We start from the raw sequence: 17,495 nt of genomic DNA on the forward strand, positions 1-17,495 counted from the left end.
AACCAGCGCCGGAAACCACCTCGCATTGCCCTTGCCGTCTCTCTCCACGCCCAAAGCCTATAACGCAACGGGCCCCTTGAGGGGGGAGATGTCGCCAAAGGCGACAGAGGGGGTCGCGGCGCGTGGAGCGCTGGCGCCTTTCGCAACGACAAACGAGGTCGGCGCTTGATGGGAGACGACCCTTCTGGCCTGCCGGCCATCTCCCCCTCAAGGGGGAGATCAGCAGTTCGATCCCTTCGGCAATCGCCAATAAAAAGAAGAGCCGGCAACCGCCAAGCCCTTTCTTCATCCTAAGCCAGACTTCATTCGCCGGCTAAATATGGCGCAACCCCAACCCTCTACCGCTCATCCTTCAACCGCCGGCATAGCTCGTCGAGCTGCTCCAGACTGCGGTAGTCCACGCGGATCGCGCCGCCCCTGCCCTTGTGCTCGATGGTGACGATCATGCCGATCGTGTTGGTCATCAGCCTTTCCAGCGCCAGCGTGTCGGCATCCTTGCCCGATACGCCGTGTGATGGTTTTGCCTTGGGCGGCGTGCCGCCCGCCGGCATCTGCGCCAGCGCTTCCGCCTGGCGCACCGAAAGCCCCTCCTCGACAATCTGCTTGGCGAGCCCAGCTGGATCCTGCGCCGTGACCAGCGTGCGGGCGTGACCGGCTGACAGCGCGCCGTCGACCAGCATGTCTTGGATGACGTCGGGCAGCTTCAGCAGCCGCAGCGTGTTGGCGACGTGGCTGCGGCTCTTGCCGATGACATTGCCGAGATCGGCCTGGGTGTAGCCGTGATCGTCGATCAACTGCTGGTAGCCGAGCGCCTCCTCGACCGGATTGAGGTCGGTGCGCTGGACGTTCTCGATGATCGCCAGTTCGAGCGCCGTGCGGTCGTTGACGTCGCGGACGATGATCGGAATCTCGGTCAGCCCGGCGCGCTGCGCGGCGCGCCAGCGTCGCTCGCCGGCGATGATCTCATAGCGCCCGGCCTGCGTCGGCGAAGGCCGCGCCACCACCGGCTGCACCACGCCATGTTCGCGGATCGACTGGGCGAGATCGGTCAGGTCGGCGTCGCCAAAGTGCCGGCGCGGGTTTTTCGGGTTCGGGCTCAGGAACTCTATCGGCACCTTGCCGTCCGCATTCAAGCCCGGCTTTTCGGCTGCCACCGGGCGGTCGATCTCGCCGATCAGCGCCGCCAGTCCACGCCCCAGTCTCTTTCTCGAAAGGTCTTCGCTCATCTCAATTCCAGATTCTTGATCGTTTCGGTGCCGGATCGCTTTGTTTATCGACCCTATGCGGCGCGCAATTTACGCTCGCGGCGGATCACTTCGGACGCCAGCTGCAGATAGGCCTGGCTGCCTGAGCACTTGAGATCGTAGAGGATTGCCGGCTTGCCGTAGGACGGCGCCTCGGACACCCGCACATTCCTAGGAATGATCGTCTCGTAGACCTTGTCGCCCATGTGTGCCCGCACGTCCTGCACCACCTGGTTGGCGAGGTTGTTGCGGCCGTCATACATGGTCAGCACGATGCCCTGGATGATCAGGTCCGGATTGATCGAACGGCGCACCTGCTCCACCGTTTCCAGGAGTTGGCTTAGCCCTTCCAGCGCGAAGAACTCGCACTGCAGCGGCACAAGAACAGAATCGGCTGCCGCCATTGAATTCAACGTCAAAAGGTTGAGCGAGGGCGGGCAGTCGATCAGCACATAGCCGAACGGCGCACCGCGCTCGGTGGCGGCGCGCAGCGCGTTGCGCAGCTTAAGCACGCGATCCGGCGCCGAGGCGATTTCCATCTCGATGCCGAGCAGATCGAGCGTCGACGGCACGATCGACAGGCCGGGCACCGCCGTCGGAATGGCCGCCTCTTCCAGGCCCAGTTCGCCGGTCAACACGTCATAGGAGGAGACGGTGCGATCCTTGCGGTCGATACCGAGACCCGTCGAGGCATTGCCTTGCGGGTCGAGATCGACGATCAGCACCTTTTCGCCGATCGCGGCCAGCGCCGTGGCCAGATTGATGGCGGTGGTGGTCTTGCCGACGCCGCCCTTCTGGTTGGCGACGGTGATGATGCGAGGTCCGGTTTTCATGGGTCTGTGCCAGGTATTCATGTGGGCCAGGTATTCATTGCGTCGCCAAGGTTGCGAAGGAGAGCTTACGCCGTCCGCAGATCGGTCACTTCGAGGATGACGCCATGGGCGTCGGTCATGCTAGGATGTTCTACCAGATCGAAAGCCCAGCGGTGAGTGCTTTCTTCCACCTCGGAGCGGTAATCCCGGCCTTTGTGGAAAAGCGCACGTGACCCCTTGGTCAGCCATGGCGCCGACAGGTCAAGCAGCGCCGGCAGCGCGGCCAGCGCCCGCGCCGTGATGATTTCCGGTGCGGAAACAAGCGCATAGCTGTCGTCGATGCGCCGGGCGACGACCCGTGCCGGCAAACCGAACTGGCCAATGACCGCCTGCAAAAACGATGCTTTCTTGCGGTTGCTCTCGACCAGATCAATCGACGCGCCTTCGCGTTCGACCAGCAGGAAGGCCAGCACCAGGCCCGGAAAACCGCCGCCCGAGCCGAGATCGGCCCAGCGTTTGGCCTGCGGTGCGATTCGCGCCAGTTGCGCGCTATCCAGAATGTGGCGGCCCCAGACGTCGTCCAGCGTCGACGGCGCGGCCAGATTGATGCTTCGGTTCCATTTCAGGAACAGCTGTTCGAACGCCACCAGGCGATCGAATGTTTCACGTGAAACCGGTCCCGCAGCCTCTTGCAGGCTCGCCCATGAGGCAGAGCTCACGCAACGGCCCTTTGGGCGGCCGACTCGGCGTTGCGGACGTGCGCGACGATGATGGCCAGCGCCGCCGGCGTCATGCCTTCCATACGCTGCGCGGCAGCGATCGAACGCGGCTGACGCGTTAGCATCTTCTGCTTCAGCTCATTGGACAGGCCGGGAACATCGGCGAAATCCACCGACGCCGGGATCAACCGGCTTTCCTCGCGGCGGATCTGTCCGACATCCGCCTGCTGGCGATCAAGGTAAACCGAATATTTCGCTTCCGTTTCGAGCCGCTCGGCGGTTTTGACGTCGATTGCGCCAAAGGCCGGCGCAACACGGGCCAGCCAGGCGATATCGACGCCGGGATGAGCGAGCAATTCATAAGCGGAGCGGCGCACGCCGTCCCTGTTGATCTCCAGCCCATGCCGCGCCGCTTCGTTGGGCGTCATCGTCGTCGCAACTGCGAGTTCGCGCGCCCTATCAAGATCCTGTGTGACTTGATTGAACCGCTGCGTCCGCTCCGGCGACACGATACCAAGCCGATTTGCCAGAGGCGTAAGCCTTTCATCGGCATTGTCGGCGCGCAGCGATAGGCGAAACTCCGCCCGCGAAGTGAACATGCGGTAGGGCTCGGCAATGCCGCGGCTGGTGAGGTCGTCGACCATCACACCGATATAGGCTTCGGTGCGGCTGAGCACGATTTGGTCGTCGGCCGCCGCCTTGCGCGCGGCGTTGAGCCCGGCGAGCAGGCCCTGGGCTCCGGCTTCTTCATAACCGGTGGTGCCGTTGATCTGACCGGCTAGGAAAAGCCCCGCAATACGTTTGGCCTCAAGCGTCGGCTCCAACTCGCGCGGATCGACATGGTCGTATTCGATGGCGTAGCCGGGCTGCAGCATGGTCGCCCGCTCTAGCCCGGGTATAGTTTTGAGAATGTCGAGTTGCACATCCTCGGGCAGGGAGGTCGAAATGCCATTGGGGTAGACCGTGTCGTCGTCCAGCCCTTCCGGCTCGAGGAAAATCTGGTGGCCTTCGCGATCGCCGAACTTGACGATCTTGTCTTCGATCGACGGGCAATAGCGTGGTCCGACCCCCTCTATCGAGCCGGAATACATGGCGGAGCGGCCGAGATTGGCGCGGATCAGCTCGTGCGTCGCCGGTGTCGTACGCGTGATGCCGCAATGGATTTGCGGATTCTTGATTGTGTCGGTGAGCAGCGAGAACGGCACTGGATGTTCGTCAGCCGCCTGGCTTTCCAGCGACGCCCAGTCGATGGTGCGGCCATCGAGCCGCGGCGGCGTGCCGGTCTTCAGCCGTCCAAGCGCGAAACCGGCGCGGCTCATCGTCGCCGACAGGCCAAGGCTCGCCTGCTCGTTCATCCGCCCGGCGACAATCTTCCTGTCGCCAATGTGGATGAGGCCGCGAAGAAAAGTGCCGGTGGTCAGGACGACTGCACCGCACGCCAACCGGCGCCCGTCGGCCAGGAGCACAGCGGCGATCCGTCCTTCTTCGATCTCGAAATCCAAGACTTCGCCTTCGACGACGTCGAGACCGTTCTGCTGCCGAATCGCTTCCTGCATGGCCAGCCGGTAAAGCTTGCGGTCGGCCTGCGTGCGCGGCCCGCGCACGGCAGGGCCTTTGCGGCGATTAAGCAGGCGGAATTGGATGCCGGCAGCATCGGCGATGCGGCCCATCAGCCCGCCCATGGCGTCGATCTCACGCACCAGATGGCCCTTCCCGAGGCCGCCGATCGCCGGATTGCAGGACATGACACCGATCGTGTCGAAGCGCAGCGTGATCAGCGCAGTCCTGGCACCGGCGCGCGCGGCAGCGCTCGCAGCCTCGCACCCGGCATGGCCACCGCCCACCACAACCACATCATAGTGATCGATCATTGTCCCTTCCAGATTCAGAGATTTCCCGACACATGTCCCCACGAGAGGACGCTGTCAAGGATTGCAGGTTGATTCGTTCACGGGGAACGGAGTACTGAAAGCCGCAGAGGTGTTTCACGTGAGTCAGGGAAGCGGCGACAATTACCTCGGCTGGCGCTGCCCCTCATCTGCCTGCCGGCATCTTCTCCCGGTGAACAAGGAGGAGCTCAAGCGCTGGCGCGCTTCGGTGGTTGGCGAATCCCGGATAACAGTATCTTTCTCCCCGTCACTGCACGTGAGAAATGCCCGGGAGGACAATGAGGGGCGGGGCCGGCCTTCGGCACTTGCCGTTTTTGCCAAACTCCTCATTTCACGTGAAACACGCACTAGGGCGGCCCCCTGTGTTTCACGTGAGTCACTCACACAGCGCGCCCCCCTGTTTCACGTGAGTCACTTTCCAATGCAAAACTGCGAAAAGATTACGTCCAGCAGGTCCTCGACATCCACCGCGCCGACAATCCGGCCGAGCCGGTCCGCCGCAAGACGCAACTCCTCCGCCCGCAGCTCCTGGCCGCGCTCTTGCCCCGACAAAGCCGAGATCAGAAAGCGCCTGGTCTCATTGAGCAGCTCCACATGCCGCAACCGAGACGGCAGGATGTCACCGGCATCGCCGATAGCAGCCGCGGCGCGCCTGCCGATCTCGGCCAGGAGTTCAGCCAACCCAGTGCCGTCCACCGTCGAGATCAACGCATCATACGCCTCCAATCGCGGCGAACCTTTCAAGAGATCGACCTTGGTGCCGATTCTCAAAACCGGGGCCTCGACAGGCATGTTGCCGATCGCACTCGGGTCCGCCAGATCTTCCAGCAACAGCACCAGGTCAGCCGTGTGCGCCTTGGCCCGCGCCTTTTCGATACCGATCGCTTCGATCTTGCCGGGCACCTCGCGCAGGCCCGCGGTGTCGGTTACCCTGACCCGCACTCCGTGGACATCCAGCACCACTTCGAGCAAGTCCCGCGTCGTGCCGGGCTCGTCGGTAACAATCGCCGCCTCACGCCTGGCCAGCGCGTTGAACAGGCTGGATTTGCCGGCGTTCGGTGCACCGAGGATGACAACCTCAAACCCGTCACGGATGATCTCGGCGGCATGGAAGCCATCGACATGCCGGCCGATCTCGCCCACCATTGCGCGCACATCGGACCAGACCGTGTCCGAAACCGAACCGGGCACGTCGTCTTCGTCGGCGAAGTCGATTTCCGCCTCGATCATCGCCCGTGCATGGATCAGCCGACGGCGCCAGCCAAGATAGAGTTCGCTTTGCACTCCTTCGGCATTCTGCACGGCAAAGCGCCGCTGCGCTTCGGTTTCGGCGTTGACCAGATCGGCCAACGCCTCCGTCTCGACCAGATCCAGCTTGCCGTTGAGAAGAGCCCGGCGCGTAAATTCACCAGGTTCCGCATGACGCACGCCGTCAAACCCGGCAATGATCCCCAGCATCTTGCCGGCCACGGCGCGGCCGCCATGGACGTGGAACTCGGCGACATCCTCGCCGGTAAAACTGTTCGGCCCAGGAAAAAACAGCACCATGCCGTTGTCGATAAGCGACCCGTCCACCGTCCGGAGCTTGCGCAGGGTCGCGCACCGGTCCTTGACCGTGCCACCAGCCACCGTTTCGACGACGAATCGAGTCCTCGGTCCGGAAATGCGGATGACAGCGATGCCGGCGGGCAGGCGCCCGCTGGAAAGCGCAACGATCGAATCGCCCGAAATCATTTGCCCGTTCTCACCAGTCGCCTAGGTGTCAACAATCCCACAGTGTCGCGGCCGTCATGAACCGGCTGTCCGTCAATATCAAGGTCGATCGCGAGAGCGACCGGATTACCAAATCTGTATAGCCGCCTTGTCATCCATGTGCGAGCAGGCGGGTCCTAATCCCGACGCCAAGCAGTTCTGGGAGGGCCAGCAAGCCCTACGGCTGGCCGGCATCGTGAACGCCTGTTCCTGGCCCGGAACCGTGAAGCTGGAGCCCATCTCCCCATGGGGAAAGCCTCGTTCCGGTTGCGAATCGGAAATCCCGACCCGCGTCACGCCGATCGTCGCCCGATTGGAACGTATGCGAATCGACTTAACATTGGCCAGTGGCATCCGGCCGCCGACCGGCAGACCGGGGCTATGCACCGCTATCATGCCGGTGGCGATGGATCCGTAGGAACCGAGCCGCTGCTGCGACGCCGGTAGCGCAACCCGTGTTTCCGTCCAACGCCGAACGAAGCGGCTTCACATCAATGGATGGCGGCCGCGGCCCGAACAGCAAATCCTTGGCTGCGACCACCGCTCCGACCGTGATCAGGATGCAAGCAACAGCCACCGACCAGTGAAACACACCAAAGCCTGCCAGCAAAAGCACGATGACCGAGAAGAGGGGCGCGGCATAGGAGAGGGCGCCGAGGATCATGATGTCCCCGTGCTTGCAGCCATAGTCCCAGGCGTAAAAGCCGGCGCCTAGCGGTATTACGCCCAAGATGACGATGGCGCTCCACTCCGTCGCCGTCTGTGGCCAGACGGTGGTCTCAAGCGTGAGGTGCAGCACCAAGGCGACCGCAGCCGTGATGAAGCAGTAACCGACGACCACATCGGTCGGCACCTTGCCAAAGCGGCGCGATAAAACCGAATAGCCGGCCCAGATGAAAGCGCAGAACAGCGCGATGACATGCCCCTTCATCACACCATTGGCCAGTCCGATCGTGCCGCCCTTGGTGATCACCACAATGGCGCCGGCAAGGCCGAGCATGACGCCGGCAATGTGATGGGCCCTCAGCTTTTCTCCAGGCAGGAAGGCGGCAAAGACGACGATCAGCAACGGCCAGAGATAGGCGATCAGGCTGACCTCGACCGGCGGCGCCGACTGGATGGCGAAGAAATAGGCGCAGTGGTAGATGCACAGCCCCGCTGTGCCGAGCGCCCAGACCTGCCACGGCTGGCGCAGCGACTTGATCGCCGCCGGACGGACAAGCCAGCTCGACGCGCCGACCAGCCCGCCAAGCAGAAACGTCATCGCCGCCAGCTGAAAGGGCGGAATCGGTCCCGCCGCCGTCGAAAGCAGCGCCAGGAAGGACCATGTCAGGATGGCCGAGAAGCCGATCAGGGTCGGGATTGTTTTCTCCATGCGGCTTCCGATCTTCGAGACGCGATTACTCGCATGACGACAGCTATGGAAATTGCCGCCCAAGGCCACGCCCTGTCGGAAATGCGACCTGTTTGCCCCCGCAATGAAAAACCCCGTCCCGGTTTCCCGGAACGGGGTTTCATGCATGACCGATGATCCGGTGAAACTGCTTACGTGTTCATTGAATCGAAGAAATCGGCGTTGGTCTTGGTCTGCTTCAGCTTGTCTATCAGGAACTCGATCGCGTCGGTGGTTCCCATCGGCGCCAGGATGCGGCGCAGGACGAAGATCTTCTGCAGATCCTGCTTGGAGACCAGCAGGTCCTCCTTGCGGGTGCCTGACTTCAAGATGTCCATGGCCGGGTAGATGCGCTTGTCGGCGACCTTGCGGTCGAGCTGGATTTCGCAGTTGCCGGTGCCCTTGAACTCTTCGAAGATGACTTCGTCCATGCGGCTGCCGGTGTCGATCAGCGCGGTGGCGATGATCGTCAGCGAGCCGCCTTCCTCGATGTTGCGGGCCGCGCCGAAGAAGCGCTTCGGCCGCTGCAGCGCGTTGGCGTCGACACCGCCGGTCAGCACCTTGCCGGAGGACGGCACAACGGTGTTGTAGGCACGGCCGAGGCGGGTGATCGAATCGAGCAGAATAACGACGTCGCGGCCATGCTCGACCAGGCGCTTGGCCTTTTCGATGACCATTTCGGCGACCTGGACGTGGCGCACCGCCGGTTCGTCAAAGGTCGAGGACACGACCTCGCCCTTCACCGAACGCTGCATGTCGGTCACTTCTTCTGGCCGTTCGTCGATCAGAAGTACGATCAGATAGCATTCCGGATGATTGGCCGTGATCGAGTGGGCGATATTCTGCATCAGCACCGTTTTACCGGTACGCGGCTGCGCGTTGATGAGCGCGCGCTGTCCCTTGCCGATCGGCGCCACCAGGTCGATCACCCGCGACGAGATGTCCTTGCCGGTCGGATTGTCGATCTCCATCTTCAGCCGCTTGGTCGGATAGAGCGGCGTCAGATTGTCGAAATGGATCTTGTGACGAATCTTTTCGGGATCGTCAAAATTGATCGTGTTGACCTTGAGAAGGGCGAAATAGCGCTCGCCCTCTTTTGGGCTGCGGATCGGCCCTTCGACGGTATCGCCGGTCTTCAAGGAGAAGCGGCGGATCTGCGAGGGCGAGATGTAGATATCGTCGGGACCCGGCAGATAATTGGCGTTGGCTGAGCGCAGGAAGCCGAAACCGTCCTGCAACAACTCGACCACACCATCGCCGATGATCTCGACGTCCTGGGCGGCCAGTTTCTTCAGGATGGCAAACATCAGTTCCTGCTTGCGCATGACGCTGGCGTTTTCCACTTCGAGCGATTCGGCATAGGCGATCAGCTCTGGCGGCTTCTTGTTCTTGAACTCTGCGAGTTTCATTTCTTGCATAGACGGACTCTGAATCTGCTTTGGGGAAAATATATCGGCTGGATGCGATAAATGCCGGGCGCGGCCGAAAGCAATCAAGGGCGGCGCATGACGGGAAGGAAGACCCGTCTTTTATCGTCGGTCGGGGGAAAGAGCAAGCTGCGTTTTGTCGACCGAAATGGGCCTAGAACGGCTTGACGACAACCAGGATGACGATGGCGATCAGCAGCAATGTGGGGATCTCATTGACGATTCGCCAGTGCCGCGCCGGTTTTTCATTGCGGTCCTCGGCGAATTTCCTGACAGCACCGGCCAGATAGCCATGCACGCCCGACAGCAACAGCACCAAGCCTATCTTGGCGTGCAGCCAGCCGCCGTGAAAGCCAAACACTTTCCAGGCAAGCCAAAGCCCGAACACCCAGGTGACGATCATCGCCGGATTGATGATGCCGCGCAGCAGACGCCGCTCCATCACCTTGAAGGTCTCCGATTGGACGGACCCCTTCTCTGTGTCGGCGTGGTAGACCAGCAATCGCGGCAGATAGAGCATGCCGGCCATCCAGGAGATGACGGCCAGGATATGGATTGCCTTCGCCCAGGGAAAGAAACCCTCAGGCGCAAAGAAAAACAAAAGTGCGGTGAGAACAACCAGCACTCCGATGCCGATGGTCATCCGCATCATCGCCCCACGAGTGCTGTTGCCGCCCGTATTATCTGATTGAGCCATCAGCGTGTCGCGCTCCGCACCTGCTTCACCATCGCCTCGACATGCGCCACCGGTGTCTCCGGCGTGATGCCATGGCCGAGATTGAAGATCAGCGGTCCGTCTCCCAGCGCCTTGAGGATCGCATCGACGCCGTCCGACAGGGCTTTGCCGCCGGCCACCAGGCGCAAGGGATCGAGATTGCCCTGGACCGCCCCTGAATGCTGCAGTTCGTTCGCAGCCGCCAGGGGCACGGTCCAGTCGATCCCCAGCCCCGTCACCCCGGTCTTCTCACGATAGGTCTCGTAGCGGGCGCCGGCGCCCTTGGGAAAGCCGATGATCGGAACATCGGGATAAACCGCACGAACTTGCCTGACGATCTCCGCCACCGGCTGCACGCAGAACTGCTCGAAAGACGCATCATCAAGCACGCCGGACCAGGAATCAAAGATCTGCACCACGTCGGCACCGGCTTCGATCTGGCGGATCAAATAGGCCGCGGAGTGATCGGCGAGCACTTTCAGGAGATGCTTGAAGGCCATCGGTTCGCGATAGGCAAACAGCCGCGCCGGCGCTTGGTCGGGTGTGCCGTGGCCGGCGATCATGTAGGTCGCCACGGTCCACGGCGCGCCGCAGAAGCCGATCAGCGTGGTCTCGTCAGGCAATCTTGCCCGCAGCCGGCCAACCGTCTCGTAGACCGGTTCGAGATTCACGTGAAACGTTTCGCCGTTGAGAGCCGAAATCTCATCTGCAGTGATTGGCGTCAGCAGCGGCCCGCGGCCCTCCTCAAAGCGGACATCGCGCCCCAGCGCATGCGGCACGACCAGAATGTCCGAGAACAGGATCGAGGCATCGAAGCCAAAGCGCTCGATCGGCTGCAGCGTCACCTCGACGGCCAGATCAGGATTGTAGCAAAGATCGAGGAAGGACCCGGCGCGCTTTCTGGTCTCGCGGTACTCCGGCAGATAGCGCCCGGCCTGGCGCATCATCCAGAGCGGCGGCGGAAATGCTGCCTCGCCTCTCAGCACGTCCAGCACGATGCGGTTCTCGGGCATTGAGCGCTCTCTTCCCCTGCCTTCTCTATAATTAAATAGTTTATTTCTAGAATCTTCTGATTCTAAGAGTCTGTTGGTATCGGTGGTTGTCACCTGTCCCGCTTTGCCCTGGAAAAGACCAGCCAGCATTTTGTCGCGTGCTTCTTCCGCGGGATTGGCAAAGAGTGTGGATGACCAGGATTCCATCACTGGCGTCAATGGTTTGGCGTAGCCGCTGAAAAACCGCCTCTGTGGATGAAGCGCTGGCAAAAACGCCCGTCCCCAGATTTGTCCCCAGCCGCACCGTGGAGCTGACAGCGCATCGAATTGTGGACAACTGGCCTTCTGATACAGTCGCCTCCAGCCGGTCGCCTTTGCGGTCCCTATTTATCCACACAAGCCCACAGCCTGAGGCGCCCCCTGTGAACAAACCCCAGAGCTTCTTTCACCTGCACCTGATCTCCGACGCCACCGGCGAGACGCTGCTGGCGGCCGGCCGCGCCGCCTCGGCGCAATACAAGGATGCGCGCGCCATCGAGCATATCTATCCGCTCATCCGCACCGAAAAGCAGGTGGCGAAAGTCTTCGAGGACATAGAGGAGGAACCGGGCATCATCCTCTACACCGTCGTCGACCAGAAGCTGGCGCGCGGCATTGACGAGCGCTGCGCCACCATGGGGCTGCCCTGTGTTTCGGTGCTGGAGCCGGTCCTCACCGTCTTCCAGTCCTATCTTGGCACGCCGGCCGGCCGCCGCGTCGGCGCCCAGCATGTGCTCGACGCCGATTATTTCCACCGTATCGACGCACTCAATTTCACCATGGAGCATGATGACGGCCAGCTGCCGCTCAATATGGACGACGCGGATGTGGTGCTGATCGGCATTTCCAGGACATCGAAGACGCCGACCAGCATCTATCTCGCCAACCGCGGCATCAAGACCGCCAACATCCCGATCGTGCTCGGCGTGCCGGTGCCCGAAAGCCTGGTCGCTGCCACCAAGCCGCTGATCGTCGGGCTGATCGCCACCGCCGAACGCATCTCGCATGTCCGGCAGAACCGCGTGCTCGGCAACAGCAGCACCTACGAAGCGACCGATTATGTCGACCGTGCCTCGATCGCCGAAGAGCTCGCCTATGCCCGCCAGATCTGCACCCGCCACAATTGGCCGATGATAGACGTCAGCCGCCGCTCGATCGAAGAGACCGCGGCAGCCATTGTTGCCCTGCGGGGGAAGAATAGATGATGGGATGGCAACGCGACCTCCTGCCCCAATCAACCACTATCGACCAGGCCCAGAACCCATGACCGAAAAAATCATCCTCGCCTCCGGCAGCCCGTTCCGCAAAGCAATGCTCATCAATGCCGGGCTCGGCATCGAAGCGGTGCCTGCCGATGTCGACGAGCGTGCGCTCGAGGCGCCGTTGCAGGACAGCGGTGTGTCGCCGGAAGATGTCGCCCTGATACTCGCCGAAGCCAAGGCGACCGAGGTCAGCGAACGCAGATCGGGCGCCTTGGTGCTCGGCTGCGACCAGACTTTGTCACTGGGAGATGAAGTGTTCCACAAGCCGGCCGACATGGAAGGCGCCCGCCGCCATCTGTTGGCGCTGTCAGGCAAGACGCATCAGCTGAACAGCGCCGCCGTGCTCTGCCGCAACGGCAAGGTGCTGTGGCGCCATGTCGGCATCGCCAGCCTTACCATGCGCAAGCTCGATCCGGCCTTCGTCGGCCGGCACCTGGCCCGCGTCGGCGCCAAGGCGTTGTCGAGCGTCGGCGCCTACCAGATCGAGGGCGAAGGCATCCAGCTGTTCGAAAAGATCGAAGGCGATTATTTCACCATTGTCGGCCTGCCGCTGTTACCGGTGCTGGCGGAATTGCGTGCGCTCGGAGCCATCGATGGTTGAGAAAAAAGCTTTCGTCACCGGCCATCCGATCGCGCATTCGCGCTCGCCGAAGATCCACGGCTATTGGCTGAACACATACGGCATCGACGGCAGCTATTATGCGATCGATGTCGCGCCGGCCGATTTTCCCGAGTTCCTCTCGTCGCTCGAGGCCAATGGCTATCAGGGCGGCAACGTCACCATTCCACACAAGGAAGTCGCCTTCGCCCGGGTCGAGCGCCGCGACGAGGCGGCGGAGATGATCGGCGCGGTCAACATGCTGTGGCTGGACGACGGCGTGCTGTGGGGCGGCAATTCGGACTGGATCGGCTTTGCCGGCAATCTCGACGAGCATGCCCCGGGCTGGGAGAGAAGCGCTCCGGCCGTGGTGCTCGGCGCCGGTGGCGCCTCGCGCGCGGTCATCCACGCGCTTAAAGTGCGCGGCATTAAAGATATCCGCATCGTCAACCGCACATTGGCGCGGGCGCAAGAACTCGCCGACCGCTTCGGGGCCGGCGTCTCGGCGCATGGCGCGGTCGGCGACTTGCTTGGCGATGCCGGCTTGCTGATCAACACGACGGCACTTGGCATGCATGGCGATGCGACGCTGGCCGCCGATCCGGCCGGCCTGCCAGCTCACGCCATTGTCGCAGACATCGTCTATGTGCCGCTGGAAACACCGCTGCTTGCCGCTGCCCGCGCGAGAAATTTGAAGACGGTCGACGGGCTCGGCATGCTGTTGCACCAGGCTGTGCCCGGTTTCGAACGCTGGTTCGGCAAGATGCCGCAGGTCACGCCTGAGTTGCGACAGATGATCGTCGCCGACATCCTCGCCAAATGATGGGTCGCAAATGATGGGCGCCAAATGATGACCGTGCTCGGCCTCACCGGATCGATCGGCATGGGCAAGTCGACGACGGCGAAAATGTTCGTCGACGCCGGCGTGCCGGTGCATGACTCCGACGAGACCGTGCATCGCCTCTATGCCGGCAAGGCAGCACCTCTCGTCGAGGCGGCCTTTCCCGGCACCGTGATTGCCGGTTCGGTCGACCGCACCGAGTTGGCGCGCCGCGTGCTCGGCAACGCTGCTGCGCTGAAGACATTGGAGGCGATCGTCCATCCGCTGGTGCGGGCCGATGCCGATGCCTTTCTGGCAAGGCACCGCGCCGCCGGCGCGCCGCTCGTCGTGCTCGACATTCCGCTGCTGTTCGAAACCGGCGGCCGCAACCGTGTCGACAAGGTCGTCGTCGTCACCGCGCCGGCCGATATCCAGCGCGCCCGCGTGCTGGCGCGTCCTGACATGAGTGAGGAAAAGCTGGCGGCAATCCTGGCCAAGCAGGTGCCCGACGCCGAAAAGCGCCGGCAGGCCGATTTCGTCATCGACACCGGTGAAGGCATGGACGCCGCCCGCACCGCGGTCGGCGCGATCATTGCCGAGCTCTCAGGACGCTGAGCTCGCCTGCTAACTCCTGGGGGATAAGTCGCGCCCATCAGGCCCCTGACGGCAGGCTGTCGGCATTACCCATTGCCATTTTGTTCCGCTCCATGATTCTACTCCTCCAGGAGTAGGTTGATTCTATGCGTGAGATCATTTTCGATACCGAAACCACCGGACTCGACATGCGCGACGACCGCATCATCGAGCTTGGCGGCGTCGAGCTGGTCAACCGCTTCCCGACCGGCCGCACCTTCCACAAATTCATCAATCCGCAGGGGCGCGCCGTCCATGTCGAGGCGCAAGCCGTGCACGGCATCAGCGCCGCCGACCTCGTCGGCAAGCCGACCTTTGCCGAAATCGCCGAGGAATGGCTCGCCTTCACCGACGGCGCCAAGCTCGTCGCCCACAACGCCAGTTTCGACATCGGCTTCCTCAACACGGAATTCGGGCGGCTCGGCCAGCCGGCCATAGACACCGGGCGCGTCGTCGACACGCTGGCGCTGGCGCGGCGCAAGCACCCTATGGGACCCAATTCGCTCGACGCGCTCTGCCGCCGCTACGGCATCGACAACGGCCACCGCACCAAGCACGGCGCGCTGCTCGATTCCGAGCTCCTGGCCGAAGTCTACATCGAACTCATCGGCGGCAAGCAGGCCGCACTTGTCCTCGACGCCGTCGTGGTGCAGCTCAACAGCAATGGCGACGTTGCCGATATCGACATCTCGATCGCCGCCAGGCCAATTGCCCTGCCGCCGCGCCTGACCGAGGGCGAGCGAGCGGCGCATGCGGGGCTGGTGGCGACGCTCGGTGAAAAGGCGCTGTGGCTGAAGGTGGCGGCGGGGTGAGCGGATCGCGGAGGTAGCGTTCCGTCACACCCCTCTCTGGCCTGCCGGCCATCTCCCCCTCAAGGGGGGAGATCAGCAGCTTCGCCGCTCCAGCCCATTCCTGCAACGTCTAAAGTTGGCGAAGGTCGCGATGACGGCCATCTCCCCCCTTGAGGGGGAGATGCCTGGCAAGGCAGAGGGGGGTGCTGTCCCGCCAGCATCTCAGTAGACAAAACCCGGCACGAAGCCGGACTTTCAATTCATGCGCGCGACGCGAGCCTTCAGCTCACCTTGACCTTGGATGCCGCCTGGTCCTCGGCCAGCTTCTGCTGGAACATCTGGGCGAAATCGATCGGGTCGAGCATCAGGGGCGGGAAGCCGCCATTGCGGGTGGCTTCGGCGATGATCTGGCGGGCGAACGGGAACAAAAGCCGCGGGCATTCGATGAACAGGATGGGCAGCATGTGCTCCTGCGGGAAGCCGGCGATGGCAAAGACGCCGCCATAGACCAGTTCGACATTGAACAGCACTTCCTGGTCGAAGGACGCCTTGGCGTTCAAGGTCAGATTGACGTCGAACTGCTTGTCGGAGAGCGGGTTGGCATTGACATTGACGTTGATCGCGATGCCGGGGGCCTTGTCGCGGCCGCGCAGCGAGTTCGGCGCGCCGGGGCTTTCGAAGGACAGGTCCTTCACATACTGGGCAAGCACGTTGAGCGACGGCTGCGCCGTTTCGCCGTTGCCGTTGGCGGCGCCGACCGGCGCGTCATCTTTGCTGGCCATGAGCCTTGTTCCTTTTGCCTGGACAGCAGCGCTGACCGAATTGAAATCGGGCGTTGGCTAGCATGGTCGGCATGACAAGACAAGGTTTGCCGCCTTCAGGCCGAAGGGGTCGATGTAGCCTCAGTCGTCCTGAAGGCGACGGTCAGTCGTCCTCAAGGCGACGGTCAGTCGTCCTTCAGGCGGCGCCACGGCGAGTTATGGTCGGGACCGCGCTTGAAATCGTCCTCGCGCGAATAGTCGCCGTCGTCGAGGTCGATGACCTTGTCGCGCGACCTGCCGCGAAAACCGCCGGCGGTGAAATCGGTCGCGACGACGATGCGGCCCTTGAGCCTGCGCCAGGCAAGGTCGCGCACCGGCGGCAGGAACAGCAGCAGGCCGATAATATCGGTAATGAAGCCGGGGATGATCAACAGGATGGCGGCGACCACGATCATGGCGCCATGCGCGAGCTGGCGGCTGGGGTCGCCGCCGCCGGCCATCTCGGCGCGGACCCGCGCCATGACACCAAAACCCTGGTGCCGGAGCAGAAGCACGCCGGCAATGCTTGAAGCCAGCACCAGGCCGACCGTGGCGAGCGCCCCGACCTCGCGGCCGACAATGACGAAACCGGCGATTTCCAGCAGCGGCAGCGCAAGCAGGAACAGAGGAAGGAAGGAAATGCGCAAGTCTTGACCGATCGTTTCCATGTTTGCCGGGCGGCGCATAATCGCCGCTGGCACTGAGGCCGTTAGATAGGTATGCCTGCCTTTGATTTGAATGATTGCGCCATGCGTTCTATATGCTTTGCATGTTTAACGCCATGCGACCGCCGCCCGATTGGCTGGCGGTCCCGGCCAGGTCAGGGATTGATTGGCGAAAGATATGGGATTCTTCGACTTCGGCACCATTTTCTTTCTGATTGCGGCGGTGGTGATCTTTTTCCAGCTGCGCAACGTGCTTGGCCGCCGCACGGGCAGCGAGCGCCCGCCCTTCGATCCGTACACGGCCAGCCGCACCGAGAAGGACGCGACCCAGAAGCCCGAAAATGTGGTTTCGCTGCCACGCAAGCGCATGCCGGGCGAGACGGCTGCCGAGACCTATGCGGCCATCGATGCCTTCGCAAAGCCCGACACCGACCTCAACAAGGGCCTGCGCGCGATCAAGGATAATGATCCCTCCTTCGACCCCAAAGTCTTCGTCGACGGCGCCAAGATGGCTTATGAGATGATCGTCATGGCCTATGCCGATGGCGACCGAAAAACGCTGAAGAACCTGTTGTCGCGCGAGGTTTTTGACGGCTTCGTTGCCGCGATTGGCGACCGCGAGGCGAAAGCCGAAAAGATCCAGTCCTCCTTCGTCGGCATCGACAAGGCCGACATCGTCTCGGCCGAGATGAAGGGCGGCGAGGCCCACATCACGCTGCGCATCGTGAGCGAACTGATTTCGGCGACCCGCGACAAGGCGGGTGCCGTCATCGATGGCGATCCCGAGACGGTGGCCGAGGTCAAGGATGTCTGGACCTTCGCACGCGACACACGCTCGCGCGATCCGAACTGGAAGCTGGTCGCCACCGAGGAAGAAGACTGAGCCTATGCATGTCGCCCGGCGCGGGCAGCTTTTTTGGGATAGCGACATGCAGGCAAACATG

General features: G+C 62.6%; 17 protein-coding genes. 6 read left to right on the top strand and 11 right to left on the bottom strand.

The window, feature by feature from the left end:
• Nucleotides 1–338: 338 nt before the first annotated feature.
• From NKJ78_RS29135 to hemE, 9 genes are all read right to left on the bottom strand, one after another.
• Nucleotides 339–1,226: a ParB/RepB/Spo0J family partition protein gene (locus NKJ78_RS29135; RefSeq protein ID WP_352460982.1), complete on the bottom strand. Its 888-nt coding sequence runs from the start codon at nucleotides 1,224–1,226 to the stop codon at nucleotides 339–341.
• Nucleotides 1,227–1,279: 53 nt separating this feature from the next.
• Entirely contained in the window at nucleotides 1,280–2,077 is a 798-nt protein-coding gene (locus NKJ78_RS29140; protein WP_023672118.1) for a ParA family protein, read from the bottom strand.
• 65 nt (nucleotides 2,078–2,142) lie between these two features.
• Nucleotides 2,143–2,775, bottom strand: coding sequence for a 16S rRNA (guanine(527)-N(7))-methyltransferase RsmG (gene rsmG / locus NKJ78_RS29145; protein WP_031197487.1), 633 nt, complete (start codon nucleotides 2,773–2,775; stop codon nucleotides 2,143–2,145).
• Nucleotides 2,772–4,646, bottom strand: a complete 1,875-nt coding sequence (gene mnmG, locus NKJ78_RS29150) for a tRNA uridine-5-carboxymethylaminomethyl(34) synthesis enzyme MnmG (RefSeq protein WP_352460980.1) — start codon at nucleotides 4,644–4,646, stop codon at nucleotides 2,772–2,774. Before mnmG ends, rsmG begins: the two co-directional genes overlap by 4 nt.
• 429 nt (nucleotides 4,647–5,075) lie before the next feature.
• Complete coding sequence (gene mnmE / locus NKJ78_RS29155; RefSeq protein WP_352460978.1) at nucleotides 5,076–6,398, bottom strand: tRNA uridine-5-carboxymethylaminomethyl(34) synthesis GTPase MnmE; 1,323 nt, start codon at nucleotides 6,396–6,398, stop codon at nucleotides 5,076–5,078.
• A gap of 397 nt (nucleotides 6,399–6,795) precedes the next feature.
• Nucleotides 6,796–7,791 carry an aromatic amino acid exporter YddG gene (gene yddG, locus NKJ78_RS29160; RefSeq protein WP_352562767.1) on the bottom strand — a complete coding sequence of 332 codons (996 nt, stop codon included), beginning with the start codon at nucleotides 7,789–7,791 and terminating at the stop codon, nucleotides 6,796–6,798.
• A 170-nt stretch (nucleotides 7,792–7,961) separates the two neighbouring features.
• Complete coding sequence (gene rho / locus NKJ78_RS29165; protein ID WP_023672113.1) at nucleotides 7,962–9,227, bottom strand: transcription termination factor Rho; 1,266 nt, start codon at nucleotides 9,225–9,227, stop codon at nucleotides 7,962–7,964.
• 163 nt (nucleotides 9,228–9,390) lie between these two features.
• The gene (gene hemJ, locus NKJ78_RS29170) at nucleotides 9,391–9,933 is read right to left on the bottom strand and encodes a protoporphyrinogen oxidase HemJ (protein WP_352460975.1); all 543 of its coding nucleotides are present in this window, start codon (nucleotides 9,931–9,933) and stop codon (nucleotides 9,391–9,393) included.
• The gene (hemE, locus tag NKJ78_RS29175; RefSeq protein ID WP_352460973.1) at nucleotides 9,933–10,964 is read right to left on the bottom strand and encodes a uroporphyrinogen decarboxylase; all 1,032 of its coding nucleotides are present in this window, start codon (nucleotides 10,962–10,964) and stop codon (nucleotides 9,933–9,935) included. The genes hemJ and hemE overlap by 1 nt, the downstream gene beginning before the upstream one ends.
• 284 nt (nucleotides 10,965–11,248) lie before the next feature.
• Between hemE and NKJ78_RS29180 the strand changes: the two genes are divergently transcribed.
• The 5 genes from NKJ78_RS29180 to dnaQ all read left to right on the top strand — a co-directional run bounded on the left by NKJ78_RS29180 (nucleotide 11,249) and on the right by dnaQ (nucleotide 15,107).
• Nucleotides 11,249–12,187: a pyruvate, water dikinase regulatory protein gene (locus NKJ78_RS29180; RefSeq protein WP_373420152.1), complete on the top strand. Its 939-nt coding sequence runs from the start codon at nucleotides 11,249–11,251 to the stop codon at nucleotides 12,185–12,187.
• Nucleotides 12,188–12,245: 58 nt separating this feature from the next.
• Complete coding sequence (locus NKJ78_RS29185) at nucleotides 12,246–12,845, top strand: Maf-like protein (protein WP_023698100.1); 600 nt, start codon at nucleotides 12,246–12,248, stop codon at nucleotides 12,843–12,845.
• Nucleotides 12,838–13,665 carry a shikimate dehydrogenase gene (locus NKJ78_RS29190; RefSeq protein ID WP_023740217.1) on the top strand — a complete coding sequence of 276 codons (828 nt, stop codon included), beginning with the start codon at nucleotides 12,838–12,840 and terminating at the stop codon, nucleotides 13,663–13,665. The genes NKJ78_RS29185 and NKJ78_RS29190 overlap by 8 nt, the downstream gene beginning before the upstream one ends.
• A gap of 27 nt (nucleotides 13,666–13,692) precedes the next feature.
• On the top strand, nucleotides 13,693–14,277 hold the full coding sequence (coaE, locus tag NKJ78_RS29195) for a dephospho-CoA kinase (protein WP_023698098.1): 585 nt from the start codon (nucleotides 13,693–13,695) through the stop codon (nucleotides 14,275–14,277).
• A gap of 125 nt (nucleotides 14,278–14,402) precedes the next feature.
• Complete coding sequence (dnaQ, locus tag NKJ78_RS29200; RefSeq protein ID WP_023698097.1) at nucleotides 14,403–15,107, top strand: DNA polymerase III subunit epsilon; 705 nt, start codon at nucleotides 14,403–14,405, stop codon at nucleotides 15,105–15,107.
• Between the two features lie 260 nt (nucleotides 15,108–15,367).
• Here the strand turns inward: dnaQ and secB are convergent, their stop codons facing one another.
• A complete protein-coding gene (gene secB / locus NKJ78_RS29205) occupies nucleotides 15,368–15,868 on the bottom strand; it encodes a protein-export chaperone SecB (RefSeq protein ID WP_023672105.1) in 501 nt (166 codons plus the stop codon).
• A 164-nt stretch (nucleotides 15,869–16,032) separates the two neighbouring features.
• Complete coding sequence (locus NKJ78_RS29210; RefSeq protein WP_023714414.1) at nucleotides 16,033–16,533, bottom strand: FxsA family protein; 501 nt, start codon at nucleotides 16,531–16,533, stop codon at nucleotides 16,033–16,035.
• 196 nt (nucleotides 16,534–16,729) lie between these two features.
• On the opposite strand from NKJ78_RS29210, the gene NKJ78_RS29215 reads away from it, so the two are divergent.
• On the top strand, nucleotides 16,730–17,434 hold the full coding sequence (locus NKJ78_RS29215; protein WP_023672103.1) for a Tim44/TimA family putative adaptor protein: 705 nt from the start codon (nucleotides 16,730–16,732) through the stop codon (nucleotides 17,432–17,434).
• The last annotated feature ends 61 nt before the right edge of the window (nucleotides 17,435–17,495 follow it).

Origin of the sequence: Mesorhizobium sp. M0037 (assembly GCF_040323635.1) — a bacterium.
GTDB lineage: Bacteria > Pseudomonadota > Alphaproteobacteria > Rhizobiales > Rhizobiaceae > Mesorhizobium.

What these genes read in the sequence shown, in the direction of transcription:
- NKJ78_RS29135 (WP_352460982.1), bottom strand. Translation starts at nt 1,226, where the DNA reads ATGAGCGAAGACCTTTCGAGAAAGAGACTGGGGCGTGGACTGGCGGCG.
- NKJ78_RS29140 (WP_023672118.1), bottom strand. Translation starts at nt 2,077, where the DNA reads ATGAAAACCGGACCTCGCATCATCACCGTCGCCAACCAGAAGGGCGGC.
- mnmG (WP_352460980.1), bottom strand. Translation starts at nt 4,646, where the DNA reads ATGATCGATCACTATGATGTGGTTGTGGTGGGCGGTGGCCATGCCGGG.
- mnmE (WP_352460978.1), bottom strand. Translation starts at nt 6,398, where the DNA reads ATGATTTCGGGCGATTCGATCGTTGCGCTTTCCAGCGGGCGCCTGCCC.
- yddG (WP_352562767.1), bottom strand. Translation starts at nt 7,791, where the DNA reads ATGGAGAAAACAATCCCGACCCTGATCGGCTTCTCGGCCATCCTGACA.
- rho (WP_023672113.1), bottom strand. Translation starts at nt 9,227, where the DNA reads ATGCAAGAAATGAAACTCGCAGAGTTCAAGAACAAGAAGCCGCCAGAG.
- hemJ (WP_352460975.1), bottom strand. Translation starts at nt 9,933, where the DNA reads ATGGCTCAATCAGATAATACGGGCGGCAACAGCACTCGTGGGGCGATG.
- hemE (WP_352460973.1), bottom strand. Translation starts at nt 10,964, where the DNA reads ATGCCCGAGAACCGCATCGTGCTGGACGTGCTGAGAGGCGAGGCAGCA.
- NKJ78_RS29185 (WP_023698100.1), top strand. Translation starts at nt 12,246, where the DNA reads ATGACCGAAAAAATCATCCTCGCCTCCGGCAGCCCGTTCCGCAAAGCA.
- NKJ78_RS29190 (WP_023740217.1), top strand. Translation starts at nt 12,838, where the DNA reads ATGGTTGAGAAAAAAGCTTTCGTCACCGGCCATCCGATCGCGCATTCG.
- coaE (WP_023698098.1), top strand. Translation starts at nt 13,693, where the DNA reads ATGACCGTGCTCGGCCTCACCGGATCGATCGGCATGGGCAAGTCGACG.
- dnaQ (WP_023698097.1), top strand. Translation starts at nt 14,403, where the DNA reads ATGCGTGAGATCATTTTCGATACCGAAACCACCGGACTCGACATGCGC.
- secB (WP_023672105.1), bottom strand. Translation starts at nt 15,868, where the DNA reads ATGGCCAGCAAAGATGACGCGCCGGTCGGCGCCGCCAACGGCAACGGC.
- NKJ78_RS29215 (WP_023672103.1), top strand. Translation starts at nt 16,730, where the DNA reads ATGGGATTCTTCGACTTCGGCACCATTTTCTTTCTGATTGCGGCGGTG.